The 22929-nt window shown below is 63.5% G+C and carries 15 protein-coding genes and 1 pseudogene; 6 read left to right on the top strand and 10 right to left on the bottom strand.

Annotated features, from left to right (window positions below):
* Positions 1 to 101 precede the first annotated feature (101 nt).
* Positions 102 to 1112 carry an endonuclease/exonuclease/phosphatase family protein gene (locus LB577_RS21475; protein WP_224688230.1) on the top strand — a complete coding sequence of 337 codons (1011 nt, stop codon included), beginning with the start codon at positions 102 to 104 and terminating at the stop codon, positions 1110 to 1112.
* Between the two features lie 29 nt (positions 1113 to 1141).
* Here the strand turns inward: LB577_RS21475 and LB577_RS21480 are convergent, their stop codons facing one another.
* Entirely contained in the window at positions 1142 to 1738 is a 597-nt protein-coding gene (locus tag LB577_RS21480; RefSeq protein ID WP_224688231.1) for a DUF922 domain-containing Zn-dependent protease, read from the bottom strand.
* Positions 1739 to 1877: 139 nt separating this feature from the next.
* Positions 1878 to 3557 (bottom strand): electron transfer flavoprotein-ubiquinone oxidoreductase, encoded by a 1680-nt coding sequence (locus tag LB577_RS21485; RefSeq protein ID WP_224688232.1) that lies wholly within the window; start codon positions 3555 to 3557, stop codon positions 1878 to 1880.
* 242 nt (positions 3558 to 3799) lie between these two features.
* Between LB577_RS21485 and LB577_RS21490 the strand changes: the two genes are divergently transcribed.
* The 3 genes from LB577_RS21490 to LB577_RS21500 all read left to right on the top strand — a co-directional run bounded on the left by LB577_RS21490 (position 3800) and on the right by LB577_RS21500 (position 6460).
* Positions 3800 to 4444, top strand: a complete 645-nt coding sequence (locus tag LB577_RS21490; protein WP_224688233.1) for a hypothetical protein — start codon at positions 3800 to 3802, stop codon at positions 4442 to 4444.
* Between the two features lie 51 nt (positions 4445 to 4495).
* Positions 4496 to 5371, top strand: a complete 876-nt coding sequence (locus tag LB577_RS21495; RefSeq protein ID WP_224688276.1) for a uracil-DNA glycosylase family protein — start codon at positions 4496 to 4498, stop codon at positions 5369 to 5371.
* A 276-nt stretch (positions 5372 to 5647) separates the two neighbouring features.
* Complete coding sequence (locus LB577_RS21500; RefSeq protein WP_224688234.1) at positions 5648 to 6460, top strand: helix-turn-helix domain-containing protein; 813 nt, start codon at positions 5648 to 5650, stop codon at positions 6458 to 6460.
* Here LB577_RS21500 and LB577_RS21505 read toward each other — a convergent pair whose 3' ends face one another.
* Both LB577_RS21505 and LB577_RS21510 read right to left on the bottom strand, forming a co-directional pair.
* Positions 6461 to 7375, bottom strand: coding sequence for a DMT family transporter (locus LB577_RS21505; RefSeq protein WP_224688235.1), 915 nt, complete (start codon positions 7373 to 7375; stop codon positions 6461 to 6463). It lies immediately after the preceding gene.
* Positions 7376 to 7422: 47 nt separating this feature from the next.
* Complete coding sequence (locus LB577_RS21510; RefSeq protein WP_224688236.1) at positions 7423 to 9729, bottom strand: xanthine dehydrogenase family protein molybdopterin-binding subunit; 2307 nt, start codon at positions 9727 to 9729, stop codon at positions 7423 to 7425.
* Between the two features lie 151 nt (positions 9730 to 9880).
* On the opposite strand from LB577_RS21510, the gene pepN reads away from it, so the two are divergent.
* On the top strand, positions 9881 to 12526 hold the full coding sequence (gene pepN / locus LB577_RS21515) for an aminopeptidase N (RefSeq protein ID WP_224688237.1): 2646 nt from the start codon (positions 9881 to 9883) through the stop codon (positions 12524 to 12526).
* A gap of 46 nt (positions 12527 to 12572) precedes the next feature.
* Here the strand turns inward: pepN and LB577_RS21520 are convergent, their stop codons facing one another.
* A complete protein-coding gene (locus tag LB577_RS21520) occupies positions 12573 to 12872 on the bottom strand; it encodes an addiction module antidote protein (protein ID WP_224688238.1) in 300 nt (99 codons plus the stop codon).
* A 93-nt stretch (positions 12873 to 12965) separates the two neighbouring features.
* Positions 12966 to 13166 (bottom strand): annotated as a pseudogene (locus LB577_RS21525) (type II toxin-antitoxin system RelE/ParE family toxin); the annotation flags it as partial.
* A 208-nt stretch (positions 13167 to 13374) separates the two neighbouring features.
* Here LB577_RS21525 and LB577_RS21530 point away from each other — a divergent pair.
* The gene (locus tag LB577_RS21530) at positions 13375 to 15696 is read left to right on the top strand and encodes a PAS domain-containing sensor histidine kinase (protein WP_224688239.1); all 2322 of its coding nucleotides are present in this window, start codon (positions 13375 to 13377) and stop codon (positions 15694 to 15696) included.
* A 12-nt stretch (positions 15697 to 15708) separates the two neighbouring features.
* On the opposite strand, the gene LB577_RS21535 is transcribed toward LB577_RS21530, so the two are convergent.
* From LB577_RS21535 to LB577_RS21550, 4 genes are all read right to left on the bottom strand, one after another.
* Positions 15709 to 18669, bottom strand: a complete 2961-nt coding sequence (locus tag LB577_RS21535; protein WP_224688240.1) for a bifunctional [glutamine synthetase] adenylyltransferase/[glutamine synthetase]-adenylyl-L-tyrosine phosphorylase — start codon at positions 18667 to 18669, stop codon at positions 15709 to 15711.
* A complete protein-coding gene (locus tag LB577_RS21540; RefSeq protein WP_224688241.1) occupies positions 18669 to 20147 on the bottom strand; it encodes a sensor histidine kinase in 1479 nt (492 codons plus the stop codon). Before LB577_RS21540 ends, LB577_RS21535 begins: the two co-directional genes overlap by 1 nt.
* 131 nt (positions 20148 to 20278) lie before the next feature.
* On the bottom strand, positions 20279 to 20953 hold the full coding sequence (locus LB577_RS21545; protein WP_023764356.1) for a response regulator transcription factor: 675 nt from the start codon (positions 20951 to 20953) through the stop codon (positions 20279 to 20281).
* 356 nt (positions 20954 to 21309) lie between these two features.
* On the bottom strand, positions 21310 to 22860 hold the full coding sequence (locus tag LB577_RS21550) for a Do family serine endopeptidase (RefSeq protein ID WP_023764357.1): 1551 nt from the start codon (positions 22858 to 22860) through the stop codon (positions 21310 to 21312).
* Positions 22861 to 22929: the final 69 nt, after the last annotated feature.

The following is a 22929-nucleotide window of genomic DNA, read 5'->3' on the forward strand; positions in this document are numbered from 1 at the left end:
CTTGCTCAGGCCGCAATTTGATCGATAAGCAGATCGAACGGATCGTCAGGCGACACTCGACAGACACGGCCTCAATGACAACAGGCGGCGCGCGCTCGAATATGATAGCTGGGGTGGCATTCCTGGCGATGACGGCATTGTCGCTCGCCTTGTTGGCCGGATTCCTCGGCACGTTGCATCCGGCCTTCGATTCCTTCTCGCATTTTCGCCTTCACCTGTGCCTGCTGATCGCGCTTCTGGCGTTGCCGCTGCTTGCCGGCTCGTTTCGGCTGCAAGCGGCCGTGGCGCTGCTCTTTGCGATCGCCAGCGTCGCCACGACGATGAGTACGCTGCCGCGCCTATGGCCCGTGCAAGCGGTCGCCAAGCCCGCCGACCAGATCGTCTACAACCTGCTGCAGATGAATTTGCGCTACGACAATCCGACGCCGAAAAAGGTTCTTTCGCTGATTGGCCGGACCAACCCCGACGTGATCACCCTCGACGAGGTGTCGGCGATGTGGGAAACCGAGCTCGGTTACATCACCAGCGCCTACCCATACCGGATCCTCTGCCCGTACCCTAACGGCGTGTTCGGCGTAGCGCTGCTGTCGCGGCGGCCCTTTGCCGCCGACAGCGCGCCGCATTGCGAGCCGCGAGGTGCGATGGCGATCGCGGCGGTCGATTTCGGCGGCACCGCCGTCAACGTCGCTGCCATCCATCTCAGTTGGCCATGGCCGCGCGAGCAGAACTGGCAGATCGGCGAACTCTCGAATTCGATTTCCTCGCTCGGCGAAACCGCCATCATGGCCGGCGATTGCAACGCCGTGCCGTGGAGTGCGGCGGTGCGGCGGGTCGCCTCCCTCGGCGGCCTGACCGTCATGCCGTCAGCGGGACCGACGTGGCTCTACATCAAGCTGCCGGATGTGCTGCGGCGCTTTGCTGGACTGCCGATCGACCAGGTGTTCAGCAAGGGCGGGGTAACCGTTCATTCCGCGACCCGGCTGGAAGACACCGGTTCAGACCATCTGCCGGTGCTGGTCGAGTTCTCGGTTCGCTCCGATGAGAAGCAGCCTGAGGATGGGCACGCCACTGCGCTCGCGGCGAGCGCCTTGCCAGCCAAGCCGCAAGGCTGACGCATCAAACGAGCGAAGCACTCGCTCGCTCATGGGTTTCGGATCAAGGCTGCGATCAGGTGCTCGACGTGGCCGCCGCGGCTATGTTCGCGCCGATCGAAGGCGTTTTGCCTGGCCTCATATTCGGCATAGACGGCTTGGATGCGACGCCGGGCCTCGCGGCGCGTCTGGTAGCAGGACGGGTCGTTGGCGGCCTGCAGGCCGGTGATCGACTTTTCGGTGGTGCGCATCATCTGCCTGGCGATGCGCCCATGCGTTTCCTCATGGCCCCGAACGCCGGCGAAAAATCGGCTCCAGCGCCGCTTCAGCGCCGGCGTCATGGGCGAGGCAATGCGAGGGAAGGTGTAGAACAGATTAAGCGTGCCGTTGACCCGCCGCAGCCGGCAGAAGCCGTTCTCCTGACCTCCGCCAAGATCCCAGTCGACGGTATAGGCAGTCGTGGCGATGGCATGCGTCATGAAACCGTGCCTGGGGCCTTTGCTGTCCATCGCATCGATGAAAGCCGCGCCCGAGCTTCCGGTAACGTCGTAGGTCCGCGTCTGGATAACTGCCCTTGTGCCGGCAAAGGCTTCTGGAGCGCATAGCGTCCCGATAGCAATGAGGCATGTCAGAACGATCCGGCGCATCGGCCTTTCTCCTTATCCCTGGAGAAAGAACCATAGACCGGTGGCCGTTTCAACGTCCCTGCTGGCCTGGACACCCTTGCGGCCAGCCCTGACCCACGTTTTTTGCTGCCGCCGCTCCAAGCGCTTTGGCGGCGCGAGGTCACATACCCTGATAGACAGGGCCTTCGCCGCCCTGGGGCGGTACCCAGTTGATGTTCTGGTTCGGGTCCTTGATATCGCAGGTCTTGCAGTGGACGCAGTTCTGCGCGTTGATGACGAAGCGCACATCCTTCGCCGATGGGTCGGCCGCGGCATTACCATCCTTGTCGACCCATTCGTAGACGCCCGCCGGACAGTAGCGTGTCGAGGGTCCGGCAAAGACATCGTGTTCGGAACGCTTCTGCAGGTCCATGTCGCCGACCAGCAGGTGGACCGGTTCGTTTTCCTCGTGATTTGTGTTGGACAGGAACACGGAGGACAGGCGGTCGAAGGTCAGCACGCCATCGGGCTTCGGATAGGTGATCTTCTTGTGCTGGGCGGCAGGCTCTAGCGTCGCATAGTCGGCCTTGCCATGCTTCAGCGTGCCGAAGGGCGAGATACCGAACAGCGTGTTCAGCCACATATCGAGGCCGCCGAGGCCGACGCCGACGATGGTGCCGAAGCGCGACCAGAGCGGCTTGACGTTACGCACCTTCTTCAAATCCTTGCCGATGTCGGTCGCGCGCCAGGCTTCCTCGTAGGAGGCGAGCTCGTCATTGGCGCGGCCAGCGGCAATTGCTTCACTGACATGCTCGGCCGCCAGCATTCCGGAGAGCACCGCATTGTGGGAGCCCTTGATGCGCGGCACGTTGACGAAGCCCGCGGCGCAGCCCATCAGCGCACCGCCGGGGAAGGACAGTTTCGGCACCGACTGCCAGCCGCCCTCGGTGATGGCGCGCGCGCCATAGCCCAGCCGCTTGCCGCCTTCGAACGTAGCCGCGATCGCCGGATGGGTCTTGAAGCGCTGGAATTCGTCGAAGGGCGACAGATAGGGGTTCTTGTAGTTGAGGTGGAGAACGAAGCCGACCGCCACCTGGTTGTCCTCCAGATGATAGAGGAACGAGCCGCCGCCGGTCTTCATGTCGAGGGGCCAGCCGAAGGAATGCTGGACGAGACCCGGCCGGTGGTTCTCCGGTTTGACCTGCCAGAGTTCCTTGAGGCCGATGCCATACTTGCCGGGCTCACGGCCGTCGGAAAGCTTGTATCTGGCGATCAGCTGCTTGGCGAGCGAGCCGCGCGCGCCCTCGCCGATCAGCACATATTTGCCCATCAGCGCCATGCCCGGCGCAAAGCCCGGACCGTGCGTGCCGTCTTTCTCGACGCCCATGTCGCCGGTGACGACGCCGGTGACGGCGCCTTCGTCATTGTAGATGAGGCCGGTGGCGGCAAAGCCCGGATAGATCTCGACGCCAAGCGCCTCGGCCTTGCCGGCCAGCCAGCGGCAGACATTGCCGAGCGAGACGATGTAGTTGCCGTGATTGTTCATCAGCGGCGGCATCAGGATGTTGGGCAGACGGAAGGAGCCGGCAGGCCCGAGCACCAGGAAATGGTCCGCCGTGACCGGCGTCTTGAAAGGATGGCCGTCCTCCTCGCGCCAGCCCGGCAGCAGCCGGTCGATGCCGATCGGATCGACCACGGCGCCCGAAAGGATATGGGCGCCGACCTCGCCGCCCTTTTCCAGCACGACGACGGAAAGCTCGGGATTGACCTGCTTGAGGCGGATGGCCGCGGCAAGGCCGGCCGGTCCGGCACCGACGATAACCACGTCGAATTCCATGCTTTCACGTTCGATATCGCTCATCAACCCCTCCGCACTGGCTTGCCGCAGTTGCCTATCTTGCTGGCTCTTGCGCTGCATAGCGCATCAATTGACGACAGGAAACCGGCGCATACGTGACAATGCGGATTTGGGCGGATTTGGGCGGATTTGGCCAAAAAGTCGCGCATCTTGCGGCCCGGCCGCCGTTGCTGTCCGATGAGATCCGCCGCGCCCCGCGTTTTTTTGTTTGTTCGACGGCTTGCTTATCGGCCATACTTCCCGGCATGCGCATTCCTGGCCCAGTCGGCTTTTCTTCAACGCGCTTTCTTTTCCCGCCCCGCCGGGCCTGCCGGGCGGTTCTTCTGGCACTTTTGATGTTGGCACCTGGTCATGCCGCCGCGGACGAGGTGAAGGTCTGGGCGACAGGCGCCTACTCCTTCTCCGACGAACTTGGCGGCTTCCGCATCACCGGGGCTTCCGGCATCGGAACCAAGGACGATCCGCTGGTCATCACCGAAGAGCTGAATTCGGCGACACCGGTGACATTGACCATTCGCACCACGAAGCCGATCCAGACATTCGGCAAGGCGGGCGAGTTCGCCAATGGCATCATGTATATGCGCATTGACGTGCTCAACAACAGCGGCCAGGCCTGGATCGAATTCCAGTTCGAGCTTCAGGAGACGCTGGACCAGCCGAGCGTGTTCGGCGACGGGCTTTCCTTCGACCAACGCAACAAGACACCCGACAATATCTGGTCGAGCAATTTCGCCGATTTCGACCGCGACTTCGAACCCTATGACCGACTGCTGTTCAAGAACGGCAAGGTCGACCCGCTGAAGACCGCCAGTTTCGAATTCCTGGTGACCGACTACACGCCGCGATGGACCTTCTACCTGGTGCAGGATCCGCGAATACCGACGGGATAGGGCAAGCCGCCGGCCTTGCAAATTTCGGCCATGCGGACGAATGTGCGCGCCATGACTGCCGCCCCCAACAGCCCGACCGAAATCGCCGACATCCTGGCTTTTTATGCCAGCGCCGGCGTCGATGAGGCGCTGGAAGACGCTCCGGTGAACCGCTTCGCCGAGGCGGCGCCGAGGCCTGTCGAGCGCGCGCCGGCGCCCTTGCCGTCGCCTCGCGAAGACAACGCGCCGGAGCGGCCAGCAGCATCGCCCGGGTTGGATGCAAGCAGGGTGCCGGATGCGCCGGTGCGCACCGTGTCCGCCACCGCCGCCGTCCCCGACGAGGCGCAGGCCGCCCTCGCCCGGCAAATGGCGACAAGCGCCTCCACACTCGAAGAGCTTCGCCAGCACATGGCTGCCTTCGACGGCTGCAATCTCAAGGCCACCGCCAAGAGCCTCGTCTTCGCCGACGGCAACCCGCAAGCCGCGGTCATGCTGGTCGGCGAGGCGCCCGGCCGCGACGAGGACATAGAGGGCCTGCCCTTCGTCGGCCGCTCCGGCCGGCTGCTCGACCGCATGCTGGGCGCGATCGGTCTCGACCGTTCTTCGGTCTACATCGCCAACGTCATTCCATGGCGGCCGCCGGGAAACCGCACGCCAACGCCGCACGAGACCGAGATCTGCCGGCCGTTCATCGAGCGGCAGATCGAACTGGTCAATCCCAAGGTGCTGGTCAATCTCGGCGGGCCTTCCGCCAAGACGCTGCTCAACACGACTGAGGGTATTCTGCGCCTGCGCGGCAACTGGCGCGTGCACACGACGGCGTCGGGCACCGCCATTCCAGCGATGCCGACGCTGCACCCGGCCTATCTCTTGCGGACGCCGGCGCACAAGAAACTGGCGTGGCGAGATTTCCTCGAGGTCAAGGCGAAACTGAAGGCGCTAGAGTGAATAGCCGATCTCCCCCCTCGTGGGGGAGATGTCCGGCAGGACAGAGGGGGGCGCGAAGGATCGCCAGCCTTTATGATCTCCCTTCTCGCCTGACAGAGCAGTCGCGGGCTGCTGACATGTCGGCGGGACAGCGCCCCCCTCTGCCTTGCCAGGCATCTCCCCCACACGGGGGGAGATTGGCCGTCATCTCCGCTTTCGCCAATCTCGGAATAGATACTGTACCGATAACCTCCAAAGTAATTGAACCCCCTCTCCCACTGACCTAGTCATGCTCCCATGACGACAGCCCAAACCTCCGCCGGCAGCCTGATCCGCGAATGGCGCACGCGCCGCCGCATGAGCCAGCTCGACCTCGCCATGGAAGCCGAGATCTCGCAGCGCCATCTCTCCTTCGTCGAAAGCGGGCGTGCCGCGCCCTCGCGCGACATGGTGCTGCATCTGGCCGAGCAGCTTTCGATCCCGCTCAGGCAGCGCAACCAGCTGCTGCTGGCCGCGGGCTTTGCGCCGAGCTTCGGCGAAAGGCCGCTCACCGATGCCACGCTGGCGCCGGCGCTTGCCACCGTCGAGACCGTGCTCAAGGGGCATGAGCCGTTCCCGGCGCTGGCCGTCGACCGGCACTGGAACCTGGTTTCGGCGAACGCGGCGATTAGTCCGTTCCTCGCCGATGTCAGCGAGGCTTCCTTGCTGGCGGCGCCGGTCAATGTGCTTCGCCTCAGCCTGCACCCGGGCGGCATCGCGCCGCGCATCGTCAACCTCCAGGAATGGCGCACGCATTTGCTCGAGCGCCTCAAGCACCAGAATGACGCCACCGGCGACCCCGTGCTGATCGATCTGGAGCGCGAGCTGCGCGGCTACCCATCCGGCTTGAAGGGCAGCCGGCCGGCGCCTGTCGAGCCGAATGCGATCGTGCATCCGCTCAGGCTTGCGCATGGCGACCAGGTTCTGTCGTTCATCAGCACCATCACCGTGTTCGGCACGCCGCTCGACGTAACGCTCTCTGAACTGGCGATCGAATCGTTCTTCCCGGCGGATGAGCAGACACGGACGGTGCTGGTGCGGCTGGCGAGGGAACGAGCCGAACGGTCCTGACTACCCCTGTGGCAGCGCCGCCTTGCGGGTGCGGGTGCGCTCCAGCCCGAGTTGGCGCTCGCGCCAGATGATGAAGATGCCGGCGGCTACCACGATCACACCGCCGACCAGCGTGCTCAGCGACGTCACGTCGCCGAAGACAAAGTAGCCGACGACCACGCCGAGGATCATCGAGGTGTATTCGAACGGCGCCACCACCGAGGCTTCTGCATGGCGATAGGCCGAGGTCATCAGGATCTGGCCGAGGCCACCGCAAAAGCCGGCCATAATGAGCAGCGCGGCTTGCACCGGCGTCAGCGATTGCCAGCCGAAAGGCAGCGTCAGCAGCGAGAGCACACTCGCTGTCGACGAGAACCATAACACGATGGTCGCCGTCCTCTCCGTCTGCACGAGGTTGCGCACAAGCAGCATGGCGACGGCCGAGATCGCCGCCGCCACCAGCGCCGCCAAGACGCCGAGGACCTCCTGATCGTCGAGCGCTTCATCCGAATTGAGCAGAGTGAGTTCCGGCCAGGAAATAATGAGCACGCCGACCAGACCGACTGCCACCGCGCTCCAGCGGTAGACTCGGATCGTCTCGCCAAGGAAAACGGAGGAGAACACCACGACCAACAGCGGCTGTGCATAGTTCAGGGTGATTGCCTCCGGCAGCGGCAGCCTGGTGAGCGCGAAGAAGCCAAGCCCCATGGCGCCGACGCCGACAATACCGCGCGCGACGTGGTTGAAGGGACGTTTGGTGACGAATGCCGTCGGCAACTGTCCCTTAAATGCCAGAAAGGCAATGATCGGGAAGATGGCAAAAAACGAGCGGAAGAAGACGATCTGCCCGGCCGGCACCTCGCCGGCCGCCTTGATGCAGGTTTGCATTCCGACGAAAACCGCGACGGACACGATCTTCAGGGCAATGCCCCTCATCGTGTCGTGACCGCCCGCCGTTTCTGGTGCTGCCCCCGCCCTTGATGTCACCTTGGCGCCGCTTCCTGGATGGTCGCCCAGATGCGCGCTGGTGTAGCCGGCATCTCGATATGCCTGACGCAATAGGCGCGCCAGAGCGCATCGGTGACCGCGTTGAGCGCCGCCGGTGTCGAGCCGATCGTGCCAGCCTCGCCCGCGCCCTTGATGCCCAGCGCATTGGTGGTCGACGGCACATTGCGGGTTTCGAAATGGAAGAACGGGAAATTGTCGGCGCGCGGCATGGCGTAGTCCATGAAGCTCGCCGTCAGCAATTGCCCATCCTCGCCATGGACGGTGTTTTCGGTCAGCGCCTGGCCGACGCCTTGCACGACGCCGCCATGAACCTGGCCGGCGAGCAGGATCGGGTTCACCGTGACGCCGAAATCGTCGACGATGGTGTAGCGGACAATCTCGGTCGAGCCGGTGTCGGGATCGATCTCGACCTCGCAGATGTGGGTGCCGTTCGGATAGGTGCATTCGTCCTGGACGAACTCGCCGAACCCCTTGAGGTCATCGGGGTTTTTCGCGGCCTTGGCAATGGTGGAAAAATCGATCGTGCGGTCGGTGCCGACGATGCGGGCAACACCATCGGACAGCTCGATGTCACCGGCGGAAGCCTCCAGCTCGTCGGCGGCGATGCGCTTGATCTTGTTGGCCAGATCCTCGCCCGCACGGGAAGCGGATACACCCCCGAGCGGAATCGAGCGCGAGCCGCCGGTGCCGCCGCCGGCCTTCAATTCGTCGGTATCGCCCTGGCGGACATGGATCTTGTCGATGTCGAGATTGAGCTTTTCCGACAGGAACTGCGCATAGGCGGTGGCATGACCCTGTCCGTTGGTCTGGGTGCCGATCTTGAGCGTCACCGTGCCGTCGCCATTGAGTTCGACGAATGCCGGCTCGGAGCCCGGGAAGGCGCAGGCCTCGATGTAAGTCGCCATGCCGATGCCGCGGATCTTGCCGCCGGCTTTCGACTGTTCGAGCCGCTGCGGAAACGCCTTCCACTCAGACCGTTCGATGGCACGCTCCATATGGCCCTCGAATTCGCCATTGTCGTAGAGGCGGCCGGTCTGCGTGCGATAGGGAAACTGCTCCGGCCGAATGAAATTGCGGCGGCGGATCTCTTCGACGGGCAGGCCGAGATCATGGGCACAGGCATCGACCAGCTTTTCCAGCAGGAAGGCTGCCTCCGGCCGGCCGGCGCCACGATAGGCATCGACGGGACAGGTGTTGGTGTAAAGGCCGGTCACCGTGACATCGAGCGCCCTGATGTCATAGACGCCGGTCGACATGGTGACGCCGATATAGGGAATGAACGGGCCGTATTGCGAGACATAGGCGCCCATATTGGCCAGCAGATCGACCCGCATGCCGAGGAAGCGGCCATCCTTGTCGAGGGCCATCTCGGCCGTCACGGCGTTGTCGCGGCCTTGCGCGTCGGTCAAAAAATGTTCCGTGCGGTCGCCGGCCCATTTCACCGGACGGCCAAGCCGCTTCGCTGCCTCCAGCACCAGCGGATATTCGCGATAGACGAAGCTCTTCGGCCCGAAACCGCCGCCGACATCCGGCGTGATGACACGCAGCTGGTTCTTCTTGATCTTGAACACGCTGGCCAGGATGTACTGCATGGAATGCACGCCTTGCGACCCGGTGGTCAGCACGAAACGGTTCTCGCCGGCGTTCCATTCGCCGATCGCGGAGCGCGGCTCCATGTAATTGCAGACCAGCCGGTTGTTGACGAACTCGATGCGGGTGACATGAGCCGCCCTGGCGAAAGCCGCCGCCGTCTTGGCCTTGTCGCCCATGTGGTAGGTGAAGGCGCGGTTGGAGCCGAGCTCGGGCCACACCAGCGGCGTGCCTTCGGCAAGCGCGGTCGCCGTGCCGGACGCAGCATCCTCGCTGTCATAATCGACATCGATCAGTTCGGCGGCATCCTGCGCCAGGGCACGGCTATCGGCGACAACAAAGGCAACGGCATCGCCGACATAATTGACGCGATCACGGCACAGGACCGGAATGTCGCGGGTCGGCGCCTTGGTGCCGTCGGGCTGTTCCTGCATGACGCCGGATTTGAGATCGCCGAGATGGGCAATATCCTTGGCCGTCAGCACCAGATGGACGCCTGGAGCCGCCTTGGCTGCATCGGTCGAGCCGACGGTGAAGCTGGCCTTGGCCACCGGCGAGCGCAGGACATAGCCGTGCAGCACGCCGGCCGGCTGGATGTCATCGGTATAGCGGCCCCGCCCCTGGATGAAAGCGGCATCCTCGCGCCGCAACACGGAAGCGCCCATCCCGAACTTCGGTGTGACGATGGTCATGAGTGCCTCGCGATGCTGGAAAGGAAGGCCTGAAATAGGCCCTGTCGCAGTTTTGTCGAGGGGCTGTTTCGTGTAAAGAGCGCGGACTTCAAATTTCTTGGATCAGCGGGAACAATCCGCCTCCAACGCAATCGACAGGAAAAAACCCGGAATGCGCACCGACACAGGCCAGGTCTTCAAACTCGAAGACTATCGCCCCAGCGACTACCTCATTCCGGAAACGAACCTTGAATTCCGTCTCTCGCCACAGGCAACGATCGTCACCGCAACAGTGACGATCGAGCGTCGCGACGGCGTTTCGGTGTCGGCTCCGCTGGTGCTCGATGGCGATGGGCTGGTGCTCAAGCGCATCGAGATCGACGGCAAGAAAGTGAAACCCGCCGACCTGCTGGCCAGCCCTGACCAACTCACCATTCTCAAGCCGCCGGCAGCGCGCCGTTTCCAGTTGCGCGTCGAAACCGAGCTGGCACCGGCGAACAATGAAGCCTTGATGGGTCTCTATCGCTCGAGCAATGTCTATTGCACGCAGTGCGAGGCCGAGGGCTTCCGCCGCATCAGCTATTTCCTCGATCGCCCCGATATCCTGTCCGTCTACACGGTGCGGATCGAGGCCTTGCGCGCCGAGGCGCCGCTGCTTCTGTCCAACGGAAATCCGGTCGAAAAGGGCGACCTCGGCGATGGCCGGCACTATGCCGTCTGGCACGATCCCTTCCCCAAGCCGTCCTATCTGTTCGCGCTGGTGGCCGGCAATCTCGGCCAGGTCGCCGACAGTTTCGTCACGATGTCGGGCCGCACGGTCGAGCTCGGCATCTATGTCGAGCCCGGCAAGGAGAAGCTCGCCGGCTACGCCATGGATGCGCTGAAGCGATCGATGCAATGGGACGAGGAGGCGTTCGGCCGGGAATACGACCTCGACGTCTTCAACATCGTCGCCGTGTCCGACTTCAACATGGGCGCGATGGAGAACAAGGGCCTCAACATCTTCAACGACAAATACGTGCTGGCCGACCAGGAGACCGCGACGGATGCCGATTTCGCCAATATCGAGGCGATCATCGCGCATGAATATTTCCACAATTGGACAGGCAACAGAATCACTTGCCGCGACTGGTTCCAGCTTTGCCTGAAGGAAGGGTTGACGGTCTTCCGCGATCACGAATTCTCCGCCGACCAGCGCTCGCGCGCGGTCAAGCGCATCGCCGAGGTGCGCACGCTGCGCGCGCACCAGTTCCCCGAGGACCAGGGTCCGCTGGCGCATCCGGTGCGACCGCGCCGTTACCGCGAGATCAACAATTTCTACACGGCGACGGTCTACGAGAAGGGCTCCGAAGTGGTGCGCATGATCCGCACCATTCTCGGCCCGGATGCCTTTCGTGCCGGCATGGACCTCTATTTCGAGCGGCATGACGGTGAAGCGGCGACGATCGAGGATTTCATCAAAGTGTTCGAGGATGCGTCCGGCCGCGACCTTTCGCAGTTCGCGCTCTGGTATCATCAGGCCGGCACGCCCAATCTGACGGTCAGTTCGACGCACAATCCGGCTTTGCAGGAATTCACGCTCGAGATCGAACAGTCGGTGCCGCCGACACCCTCCGAAAGTCGCAAGCGGCTGATGCACATCCCGCTCGCCTTCGGGCTGATCGGAGCCGGCGGCAAACCGGTGTCGTACAGCGGCGTCGAGGGCGCCAGCGTCGACGACGGCGTCATCCATGTCCGCAAGCGCCGACACATGGTGCGTTTCTCTGGCGTGGCGGAACGCCCGGCGGTGTCGCTCAATCGCGGCTTCTCGGCACCGGTGACGCTGTCGGTCGAGCAGAAGGCCGACGACCAGTTCTTCCTTGCCCGCCATGACAGCGACGCCTTCTCGCGCTGGCAGGCCTTCAATACGCTGCTCACCGACGCGCTGATTTCAGCCTTCCGCGAGATCCTCGGCGGCAAGCAGCCGGTCTTCGCGAAACGGCTGACCGAACTCGCCGGCAGCATTGCCGGCGACGAGACGCTGGAGCCGGCCTACCGGGCGCTGGCACTGGCGCTGCCCGGCGATGCCGACATCGCCCGCGACATCGGCAGGAACATTGATCCCGACGCCATCCACACGGCCCGGCAAGCCCTTGCGCTCGCCATCGGCACCGCCAATGGCGCGGTATTTTCCGGCCTCTACGACAGTCTTGCCGACAGGACCGCGTTCAGCCCCGACGCGGCGAGCGCTGGACGACGCGCCCTGCGCAACACTTTGCTGGATTATCTCTCGCTGCTGCCTGGCGGCGCGGCATTGGCCGCCGGGCATTTCCAGTCGGCGACCAACATGACCGACCGCGCGGCAGCCCTTGGCGTGCTTGCGCATCGACACCACGGTTCGCCGGAGGCAAAAAAGGCGCTGGCGGCATTCGAAACGAAGTATGCGTCCGACCCGCTGATCATGGACAAATGGTTCCAGATCCAGGCCAGCGTGCCGGGGCCGCAGGCGGTGGACACGGTCCGGGCGCTAACCGCTCATCCAGCCTTCTCGATGGGCAACCCGAACCGGGTGCGCTCGCTGATCGGCACATTCTCCAGCGCTAACCAGACCGGCTTCCATCGCCCCGACGGCGAAGGCTACCGGTTTTTCGCGCAGACGGTGCTCGAGGTCGAAAAGCGGAACCCCCAAGTGGCGGCAAGGCTGGCAACGGCGCTCAGGTCATGGCGTTCGCTCGAGCCGGGCCGCCAGGCCAAGGCCCGGGAAGCGCTGCTTTCGATCGCCAATGCCGAAAACCTGTCGGCGGACTTAAGGGACATTGTCGAGCGTACACTGGCTTAGATGAGGGCTCTGCTTCCTATCGAAAGGCTTCCGTGCCCAGAGTCTGTCAAACCGACTGATGAGGCTGTGCCTTAGCGGTCAACTCGATTCCAAGGGCCTTCATCACAGCGATTGTCGTTTTCAGGGTCGGATTGCCGTTCTCACTGAACGAACGATAAAGCTGTTCACGCGAAAGCCCTGTCTGGCTTGCTATTTGGGCCATGCCCTTGGCGCGGGCAACGACACCCAGAGCATGCGCGATATAGCCGGAATCTTCGGAAGCAAACGCCTCCGCCATGAATGCCGCAATCGCTTCATCGGAGGTCAGGCCTTCAGCCGGATCAAAACTTGTCAGTTTTTCAGTCATCTCATTCGCTCCATTCTTGTGCCAGACGTTTCGCCGTCTTGACGTCCTTTTTCTGCCTTTGTCGCCGCCGCACAGAAGGACGATGAACGTGTTGCCCCGCTTCTGGAAATAGACGCGGTAGCCGGGACCATGGTGGATACGCAACTCACTTATCCCCTCTCCCACGGGCTCAACGTCTCCCGGATGGCCATACGCAAGACGGTCAAGCCGGGCAAAGATCGCGCCACGAGCGCGCTCATCCTTTAGTCGCGTCCACCATTTTCGAAACGTTTCGGTCTCCTTCAGATCGATCATACGGTGATGTAGTTTATAAACTACATTTTGTCAAGGAAGCCTAGGTCGAGCCGCTTCGGCTTTATTTTAGTCGATTTTTAATCTTTTTTCGCCGGAGCACTGGACAAGGCGAATCACCTTTGATTCTTTAATGGCGATTCGGAAGTGCGGCGTTGCCGGATCGTCAAGCCTGTAGAGTCGGGCATACTGAAATCGGGGAGTGCCATTTATGGCGAAGACGGACGCGTGGGGCGCGCCCGGAGGGATGGCTTTTGCGCGTCGCGAGACGAGAAGCGATGGCCTTGCCGGGAATACGCGGCTCATCGCCGAACCAGCCTACAAGCGGCTTCTGGCTGCCGAACCGTTGCTGCGCCGGTCGATACCGGCCCTCATCGTCATCTTCCTGATCGTCATCGCGGCGCTGCGCGTGCTGTCGCTGATGAACGAACGCGACGATGTGGAGCGCGACGCCAAGGCGATCCTCACACTGGCGGCCGGCCAACTGGCCAGTTCGCTCGCCACCGTCACCGATACGCCGCCAGGCGCCATCCAGGACCTGCTGGAGACCACCAGCCGCCAGGGTGCGATGGGCCGCAGCCATGTGCTCGTCATCACCGACGGCGCCTTCAAGATCACCGCGGTAACGCCGCGCTCGACGCCCTGGCAGGGCCACTCGCTCGACGGCCTCGTCGAGGGCGGCCAGCCGCTGTTCATGTTCGGCGACCGCGCCGGGGTCATGGAGGTCAGCATCGGCGGGCAAGACTGGTACGCGGCGGTAAGCGTGGCCAAGGACGGGAAAGGAGCCGCAGCGGCGTTGGTTCCGCAGGAAGCCGTCTTCGATACCTGGCGCAAGACAGTCTCGCTGAACGTCACCCTGTTCGTGCTGACCGCCGGCGTGCTGATCATCATCCTCTATGCCTATTTCGGGCAGGCGGCGCGCGCTCAGGCAGCCGACCGCATCTACCTCGAAGCGCATCAGCGCATCGACATGGCGCTGGTGCGCGGCCGCTGCGGCCTGTGGGACTGGGATATGGTGCGCGGCAAGATGTACTGGTCGCGTTCGATGTACGACATGCTCGGCTACGAGCCTTGCGAGACGATGCTGTCCTTCGGTGAGGTCGACGAGATCATTCATCCCGAGGACGGAGACCTGTTCGAGCTCGCCAACAGAATTGTCGCGCGCGAAATCGACCACATCGACCAGGTGTTCCGGATGCGGCATGCCGACGGCCAATGGGTGTGGATGCGCGCCCGCGCACAGGTCATGGATCCGGAGGCGCCGGAGATCCAGCTGATCGGCATCGCCGTCGACGTCACCGAGCAGCGCCATCTGGCACTGCGTTCGGAGGCGGCCGATCTTCGCCTCAGGACCGCGATCGAGAACATCAATGAGTCCTTCGTGCTGTGGGATTCCGCGCAGCGCCTGATCATGTGCAACTCCAAATACCAGCAGGACAACGGGCTCTCGGATCGCGACGTGATGCCAGGTGTGACGCGGGTGTCGCTGGAAGAGCGGATGCTGGCCTTTGCTTCAGAGCGCCGGCTCGCCAACACCAATGGTCCGCAAGGCGGCGCCACTTTCGAGCGGCAGCTGTCCGACGGCCGCTGGCTGCAGGTCAACGAGCTGAAGACCAGGGATGGCGGCATCGTCTCTGTCGGCTCGGACATCACCCAGATCAAGCTGCACCAGGAGAAGCTGGTCGACAGCGAGCGCCGGCTGATGGCGACCATCCATGATTTAAGCCTCGCCCGCCGGGCGGAAGAGGAACGGTCGCGCGAACTGGTCGACCTCAACCGCAAATACATGAAGGAAACCGAGCGCGCCGAGGCGGCGAACCGGGCCAAATCCGAGTTCCTGGCCAACATGTCGCACGAACTGCGCACACCGCTGAACGCCATCATCGGCTTCTCCGAACTGATGGAACAAGGACTGTTCGGCCCGCTGGGTTCGTCGCGCTATGAGGAATATGCCACCGACATCAACAGCAGCGGCAAATACCTGCTGGGCGTCATCAACGATATTCTCGACATGTCCAAGATCGAGGCCGGCCAGTTCTCGCTGGACCAGGAGCAGATCGACCTTGGCCCGCTGATCAGCGAGACGGTGCGCGTCGTCTCGCTGCAGGCCGCACAAAAGGCGATCACCGTGGAAACACGCATCGCCGACGCGCTGACGTTGTTCGCCGATCGCCGGGCGATCAAGCAGATCGTCATCAACCTGCTGTCCAACGCGGTGAAATTCACCGGCCAGGGCGGTCACATATCGGTCAGGGCCCGCAACACATCGGGCGCGCTGGTGCTGACGATCGAGGACAATGGCTGCGGCATCCCAAAGGAGGCGCTCGGCAAGCTCGGACGGCCCTTCGAGCAGGTGCAGAACCAGTTCTCCAAGAACCATGCCGGATCCGGCCTCGGCCTCGCCATCTCGCGTTCGCTGGCCGAACTCCAGGGCGGCGCGCTGAAAATCCGTTCGACCGAAGGTGTCGGCACGATCGTGTCGGTGCGGATACCGGTGAAGAAGGCGCCTGCGGTGGTCAAGGTGGCCGCCTGAGAACCAGGCCAGCTATGGTCGCCCGGCACAAAGCAAAAGGTCAAAGTCCTGCCTGACCTTCTGCGACGTCTCCTTGAGATGTGCTTCCAGCACACCGAAATCCGGCAGGTCGGTGACCGCCAGAAGCAGATCCGAAAGCCCCGGCGGAACATCGTCGCGCTCAAAGGCTCCGGTGAGGCACAGCCGCGTCATCTGGGTCAGCGCCAGATAGAGGCCATAGGCTTCGCAAAGCTCCTGCCTCACCCCGGAATCGGCAAAGCGAGGCGCCAGGCGGGACAGTGTCTCGGCCGTCCCAGTCACACGCGGCCCGGTCTCGACCTGCCGCGTAATGACGGCCACCTGGGCGATGAATTCGAGATCGATCAGTCCTCCGGGAACAAGCTTGATGTCCCACAGGTCGCGCGGCGGCTTTTCCTTCTCGATCATGGCCCGCATGTCCGAGGCCTCGGCCTTCACCTTTGCAGCATCGCGCGGCTGACCCAGCACCGCTGTGACTTCCGCCTCGACTTCGGCGCAGAGCCGGGCATCACCAGCGATGGCACGGGCCCGTGCCAGTGCCATGTGCTCCCAGGTCCAGGCCTCATGGCGCTGGTACTTCTTGAAGGCGTCGATATGGGTGGCCACCGGCCCCTTGTTGCCGGACGGGCGCAAACGCAGGTCGAGTTCGTAGAGCACCCCTTCCGCGGTCGGCGCCGATACGGCCGAGATCAGCCGCTGTGTCATACGAGTGTAGTAATGCGAAGGCGCCAGCGGCTTTTCCCCGTCGGAATCCTCGGCGTCCGCGTCGTGGTCGTAGAGCAGGATGAGGTCGACATCCGACCCGGCCGTCAATTCGCGGCTGCCAAGCTTGCCCATGCCCAGCAGCGAAACCACGCCGCCGGCAATCGTGCCGTGACGCCCCGCGAATTCGGCCATCACCGCCCGCAACGCGGCCTCGATGGTAAGGTCGGCCAGGTCGGAAAAGGCGCGCCCGGCGCGGGCCGGATCAATCGAGCCGGCGAGCAGGCGCACGCCGATCAGGAATTTCTGCTCCGAGGCGAAGATGCGCAAACGGTCGAGCACGTCCTCGTAGGCCCTGTCGCCTTCGATAAAGGCCGACAGCCGGCCTGAGAGATAGGCACGATCCGGCAATTCATTGAGAAGGGCTGGATCAAGCAGGCCGTCGAAGACATGGGGCCGGCGCGTGATGATCGCGGCCAGCCGGGGTGCGGCGCCCATGATCGTCGCCATCAGCTTGAGCAGCGCCGGGTTCGACTGCAACAGGGAGAACAGCTGGATGCCGGCCGGCAGGCCGGCAAGGAATTCGTCGAAACGGATCAAGGCTTCATCCGCCCGCCGCGTCTGGCCGAACGCCTTGAGCAAGGCCGGCGTCAGTTCCGTCAACCGCTCGCGCGCCTCCGCCGACTGGGTGACACGATAGCGGCCGAAATGCCAGCCACGAATGACACGGCAGATGTCGCTCGGCCGCTGAAAGCCGAGACCGTGCAAGGTCTGCAATGTGTCGGGGTCGTCGACGTCGCCGGTGAAGACCAGATTGCCGATGCCCGCCGAAAGCTCGGGGGCTGTTTCAAACAGCGCCGCATAGTGGCGCTCGACCTGTTGCAGCGAGGCGCGAAACGCGCCGGCAAAGGTTGCGGCATCGGCAAAGCCCAGCATCCGGGCAATGCGCTCCAGTCCCTCATCGTCTTCCGGCAACGTGTGCGACTGCTCGTCGGCCACCATCTGGATGGCGTGTTCGACCCGGCGCAGGAACCAGTACTGGCGGGCAAGCGCGTCGCGCGCCTCGGTGGTGATCCAGCCGCGCGCCGCGAGCTGGCCGAGCATCGGCACGGTCTCGCGGCCGCGCAGTTCCGGGAAGCGGCCGCCGGCGATGAGCTGCTGTGTCTGGACGAAGAACTCGATCTCACGGATGCCGCCGCGGCCGAGCTTGACGTTGTGGCCCTTCACGGCGATCTCGCCGTGTCCCTTATGGGCGTGGATCTGGCGCTTGATGGAATGGACATCGGCAATCGCGGCGTAGTCCATGTATTTGCGCCAGATATAGGGCTGGAGCTCCTTGAGGAAGGCGGCGCCCGCGGCCAGATCACCGGCCACCGGACGCGCCTTGATCATGGCGGCACGCTCCCAGTTCTGGCCGCGCGCCTCGTAGTAGCGCAGGGCGGCTTCGACCGGGATCGCCAGCGGCGTCGAACCGGGATCGGGACGCAACCTCAGATCGGTTCGGAAGACATAACCGTGCTCGGTGCGGTCCTGCAGGATGCGCACCATCCGGCGCGTGAGACGCGAAAACAGCTCGGTGGCGTCAAGGGGATCGACGACGGCAGGGACTTCCGGATCGAAGAACACGACGAGGTCGATGTCGGAAGAGAAATTCAACTCGTGCGCGCCAAGCTTGCCCATGCCGAGCAGGATCCAGCCCGACTGCCGCGACGGGTTGTCAAGATCCGGCAGCCTGAGCTTGCCCTGGCCATGGGCGTCACGCAGCAGGAAGTCGACCGCCGCGCGGGTGCAGGCATCGGCAAGGTCGCTCAGCCGCCTCACCGTCAGCGACGTTTCGGCCTCGCCGGCGAGATCGGCGAGCGCGATCAGGAAATGCGCCTCGGCCTTGCATTGGCGCAACTCCATCATCAGGCCGGATTCCGAGATCGCCTCCGCCAGCGGCGCCTTGTCGATCGCAGCGGTGATCGCTTTCAGACGAGCCTCCACCGGCTGGTCGAAAAGACTGTCCAGGATCCGAGGCCGGCGCCGCGCCGTATCGCGCAGGAATGGCGAGAGGTCGAAGACGGCGGCCAGGAAATCCTGACCCCTCCCCTTGCCGGCCAGGAACTTGGCCAGCTGTGTCAGGCCTTCCTCGCGTGCCGCTGCCGCGATCTCGGCCAGTTCCTGCCGCGCCCGGCTTGCGTCAAGGGGAACAAGCGCGACCTCGGGCCTCGGCAGCCAGTCGGTCTTGCTGCGCTTGGCAACGGCCGCCATCAGTGATCCTCGCGTGTGGGGAAACTCATGACCACGGATAGTCCCGGATTGCCGGGCAACAGGTCAAGCCGGCCGTAGTGGAATGTCATGACCGCCTTGGCGAGGCTGAGGCCAAGGCCGGAACCCGGCTGCGAACGGCTCTTCTCCAGCCGCACGAAACGTTCGGTCGCCCGGGCACGATCGGCATCGTCCGGGATGCCCTGGCCGTTGTCGGCGACGGTGAGCCTGATCTCGCCATTCGTGCGCGCGAGCGTCACACGGACCGCCGGTTTGGACGTGGAATCCGTCGAATACTTGATCGCATTGTCGACGATGTTGGACAGCGCCTGGCCGATGAGCTCGCGGTTGCCGTCGACGATAAAAGCGCCGTTGACCTTGGCTTCCAGCGAGACGCCAGCCTCTTCCGCCACCGGCTCGTAGAGTTCGACCACGTCTCGCACGGCTGCCGCCAGATCGACCCGATTGGTATGCTCCGACGAATATCCAGCCTCCAGCCGCGAGATCATCAGTATGGCATTGAAGGTCTTTATCAGTTGGTCAGACTCGGCGATGGTGCCTTCGAGCGCCTGGCGGTAATCGGCGGGCTTGTGCTTGCCGGAAAGTGTCGCCTCGGCTCGGTTGCGCAGCCGGGTCAGCGGCGTCTTCAGATCATGCGCGATGTTGTCGGAAACCTGCTTCAGGCCTTCGTTGAGCGTTGCGATCCTGGCCAGCATGGCGTTGAGGTTTTCCGAAAGCCTGTCGAACTCGTCACCGGCGCCAGTCACCGGCAGCCGGCCGGAAAGATCACCGCCCATGATGCGACGGCTCGCTTCCGAAACGCCGTCGATGCGCTTCAATGCGGCGCGGCCGACAAAGAACCAGATCAGAATGCCGCCCAGGCCCATCATGCCAAGCGCCAGCGTCAGGGCACGGCGGATGACAGCGCGAAAGCGCTCCGGCTCGCCAAGATCGCGGCCGACCAGCATGATCATCTGGTTCGGCAGCCGCAGCACCAGCGCAATGGCGTTGTGGCCCTTCTCGCCCTCGGCCGGCGCCGCATTCTCGCCGGTTGAAGGAGATGTCGTCTGGTCGGACGTTCCGCTGCGCAGGCGATCAAGCTCGCCTTCTCCGAAACGCTTGTAGGAGAACGGCTCGGTCGTCCAGCCCTCGGCCTCGATCACTCCCGGCTCCAGGCTCTGCACATTGCCGGTCAGGATCTGGCCGTTGGCATCGGCGATCAAATAGAGGTTGGCGCCAGGCTGGCGCGAGCGCGCCTCGACCACACGGACCAGCACCGGCAGACCACCACGCTGATAGGCACGGGCGAGACCGAGCACTTCGTCGTTGATGGTTTCCTGCGTCTGCGCGGTCAGCATGCGTGCCGACAGCGAGGTCATGTAGAAGACGAGCGACACGGCGCAGATCGCGAACAAAAGAAGGTAGAGCGCCGAAAGCTGCGCTGCCGTCGTCTTCATGATGGCTGGCACGGATAAGGCCATGCCGTCGCCTAGATCAGCATGATGTTTGGTAGAGCCGTCATGCTGATCCAGCTCTTTGTTGGAGCATGATCTCTAGACAAATGGAAACCATTTGTCCGAGAAAACCGGTACCCACTTTTCGGGATCATACTCTAGCCGCTCTTCAGCATATAGCCTGCGCCGCGAACCGTATGCAGGATGGGCTTGTCGAAGCCCTTCTCGATCTTGCCGCGCAGCCGCGAGACGTGGACGTCGATGACATTGGTCTGCGGATCGAAATGATAATCCCAGACGTTTTCGAGCAGCATGGTGCGCGTCACCACCTGGCCGGCATGGCGCATCAGATATTCGAGCAGCCGGAATTCGCGCGGCTGCAGCGTGATCTCGCGCGCCGCCCGGCGGACCGAATGCGACAGCCTGTCGAGTTCGAGGTCGCCCACCCGGTAGACGGTTTCGGCCTCCTTGGCACTGGCCCGGCGGTTCAGCACCTCGACCCGGGCCAGAAGTTCGGAGAAGGCATAGGGCTTGGTCAGATAATCGTCGCCGCCGGCGCGCAGACCGGTGACCCGGTCGTCGACCTCACCCAGCGCCGACAGGATCAGCACCGGCGTGGTGTTGCCCCTTGAGCGAAGGCCAGCAATCACCGACAGGCCGTCACGGCGCGGCATCATCCGGTCGATCACCATCACGTCATAGTCGCCGGCATCTGCAAGCGCGAAGCCGGTCTCGCCGTCACCAGCGACATGCGCGGTATGACCAGCCTCGTTGAAGGCTTTCTGCAGATAATCCGCGGCCTCGCGATCATCTTCTATGACGAGAATCTTCATAGGCCCGTTATACGCGATTTCGCTGGAAGGTTGAGTAGCAGGCATCTGCATTCTAGCCTTTGCCAAAGCGCATCGCGATCAAGATGATCCCGAGCGTGCGCGATAAAATCTTGTTCCCTGGTGTCTTCATCGTGGACATGCCTGTTTTAGCGCATGTCGCTATCGGCAATCGCGGCATCTCCTCGCACCAGGCCGGAGGGGGCGCTTCTAGACAGCCTATAAGATGTGCGGCAGCGGGCGATGGGAGGCCCGCTGCCCCCGGAGGAGAGCACGATGACTGACTAACGTACCCGGCTCCATGCTTTCCCATGCGGCGGTTCGGGGGTGTTTGATACCGCCGCATCGGAAAAGTCGTTTCAGCCCTTGGCGACCGGCAAGGCGACGAAGCGGTTGTTGTCGTCATGCGTGATCTGCATCAGCACGGCCTTACGTCCGGACTTCACCGCTTCGGTCATCGCCTTGGTGACGTCCTCGGTGCCGTTGACTTCGGTCGAGTTGACCGCGGTGATGACGTCGCCCGGCTGGATGCCGCGATCGGCGGCATCGCTGTCGGGATCGACGTCGGTCACCACGAGACCCTTGCCGTTTTCGGACTTGGTGACGGTGAGGCCGAGATCGGCAAGCGTATCGGGCTTTGCCGGAGCGGCGGGCTGCTGTTGCTGGTCGTTCGAGGCCTGCTTGTCGCTGGCGGGCAGCTTGCCGAGATCGACCTTGACCGTCTGGCTCTTGCCGTCACGCCAGACGGTGACGTCGACCGGCTTGCCCGGCGAATAGGCGCCGATCAGGCGGGCAAGCTCTTTCGGCGAAGCGACGTCCTTGCCATCGACCTGGGTGATCACATCGCCAGCGGTGATGCCGGCCTTCTTGCCGGGGCCATCGTCCTGGGCGCTGGACACCAACGCGCCATTGTTGGACTTCAGGCCGAGCGATTCGGCGATGTCCGAGGTGACCGGCTGGATTTCGACACCGAGCCAGCCGCGCTGCACGGCACCGTTCTTCATCAGGTCGCCAACAACCTGCCTAGCGGTCGAGGCCGGGATGTCGAAGGCGATGCCGACGCTGCCGCCCGACGGCGAGAAGATCGCCGTGTTGATGCCGACCACCTGGCCGTTGAGATTGAAGGTCGGGCCACCCGAGTTGCCGCGGTTGACCGAGGCATCGATCTGAAGGAAATCGTCATAGGGGCCAGCGCCGATGTCACGGCCGCGCGCCGACACAATGCCGGCGGTGACGGTGCCACCGAGACCGAACGGATTGCCGACAGCCACGACCCAGTCACCGACACGAACCTTCGAATCATCGGCGAAATCGACATAGGTGAACTTGCCGCCACCGTCGACCTTGAGCACGGCGAGATCGGTGCGCGGATCGGTGCCGACCAGCTTGGCGTCGAGCTCCTTGCCGTCATTGGTCACAACGGTGAAGGCGGTGCCCTCTTCGACGACGTGGTTGTTGGTGACGAGGTAGCCGTCCTCGGAAATGAAGAAGCCGGATCCCTGCGCCACCGGACGCGGCTGGCCGTTGTTGCGGTCGCGGTGACCGAAGCGGCGGTGACCTTCGTCGTTTTGACCGCCCTGGTCGCCAAAGCCTCTGAATTCCTTGAAGAAGCGGCGCAGCTGCGGATTGTTGGGAAGATTGTCGAGACCGTCCTGATCGTCGGAGCCGTCATCGGCGGTCGGCTGGATCTTGGCCTTGACCTTGACGCTGACCACGGCTGGAGAAACGCGCTCCACGACATCGGCGAAGCTTGGAACCTGCGGCGCCTCGACACGCACCGCGTCGGCCAGGACGGGGCTGGTTCCGCTGGTCAGCGCGCCTACGCCGATCGCACCGGCAACCGCGACGGATGCGACGGCAGCCAGGAGACGCTTGCGGGTGCGGGAATATGAATTGGGGGCAATATTCATGGGTCTCTGATCCTCTTTTCGAAGGGACGCGCCTTGATAGGCATCCTCAGGAAAGGAGAATTAGAATGG

The organism is Mesorhizobium sp. B283B1A (genome assembly GCF_020165735.1).
In the GTDB taxonomy this organism is placed as follows: domain Bacteria; phylum Pseudomonadota; class Alphaproteobacteria; order Rhizobiales; family Rhizobiaceae; genus Mesorhizobium; species Mesorhizobium opportunistum.

Bases quoted from the DNA above. Each gene is read 5' to 3' on its own strand.
- LB577_RS21545 (WP_023764356.1), bottom strand. From the start codon at position 20,953: ATGAAGATTCTCGTCATAGAAGATGATCGCGAGGCCGCGGATTATCTG.
- LB577_RS21530 (WP_224688239.1), top strand. From the start codon at position 13,375: ATGGCGAAGACGGACGCGTGGGGCGCGCCCGGAGGGATGGCTTTTGCG.
- LB577_RS21540 (WP_224688241.1), bottom strand. From the start codon at position 20,147: ATGGCCTTATCCGTGCCAGCCATCATGAAGACGACGGCAGCGCAGCTT.
- LB577_RS21550 (WP_023764357.1), bottom strand. From the start codon at position 22,860: ATGAATATTGCCCCCAATTCATATTCCCGCACCCGCAAGCGTCTCCTG.
- LB577_RS21510 (WP_224688236.1), bottom strand. From the start codon at position 9,729: ATGACCATCGTCACACCGAAGTTCGGGATGGGCGCTTCCGTGTTGCGG.
- LB577_RS21490 (WP_224688233.1), top strand. From the start codon at position 3,800: ATGCGCATTCCTGGCCCAGTCGGCTTTTCTTCAACGCGCTTTCTTTTC.
- LB577_RS21475 (WP_224688230.1), top strand. From the start codon at position 102: ATGATAGCTGGGGTGGCATTCCTGGCGATGACGGCATTGTCGCTCGCC.
- pepN (WP_224688237.1), top strand. From the start codon at position 9,881: ATGCGCACCGACACAGGCCAGGTCTTCAAACTCGAAGACTATCGCCCC.
- LB577_RS21535 (WP_224688240.1), bottom strand. From the start codon at position 18,669: ATGGCGGCCGTTGCCAAGCGCAGCAAGACCGACTGGCTGCCGAGGCCC.
- LB577_RS21485 (WP_224688232.1), bottom strand. From the start codon at position 3,557: ATGAGCGATATCGAACGTGAAAGCATGGAATTCGACGTGGTTATCGTC.
- LB577_RS21520 (WP_224688238.1), bottom strand. From the start codon at position 12,872: ATGACTGAAAAACTGACAAGTTTTGATCCGGCTGAAGGCCTGACCTCC.
- LB577_RS21500 (WP_224688234.1), top strand. From the start codon at position 5,648: ATGACGACAGCCCAAACCTCCGCCGGCAGCCTGATCCGCGAATGGCGC.
- LB577_RS21505 (WP_224688235.1), bottom strand. From the start codon at position 7,375: ATGAGGGGCATTGCCCTGAAGATCGTGTCCGTCGCGGTTTTCGTCGGA.
- LB577_RS21480 (WP_224688231.1), bottom strand. From the start codon at position 1,738: ATGCGCCGGATCGTTCTGACATGCCTCATTGCTATCGGGACGCTATGC.
- LB577_RS21495 (WP_224688276.1), top strand. From the start codon at position 4,496: ATGACTGCCGCCCCCAACAGCCCGACCGAAATCGCCGACATCCTGGCT.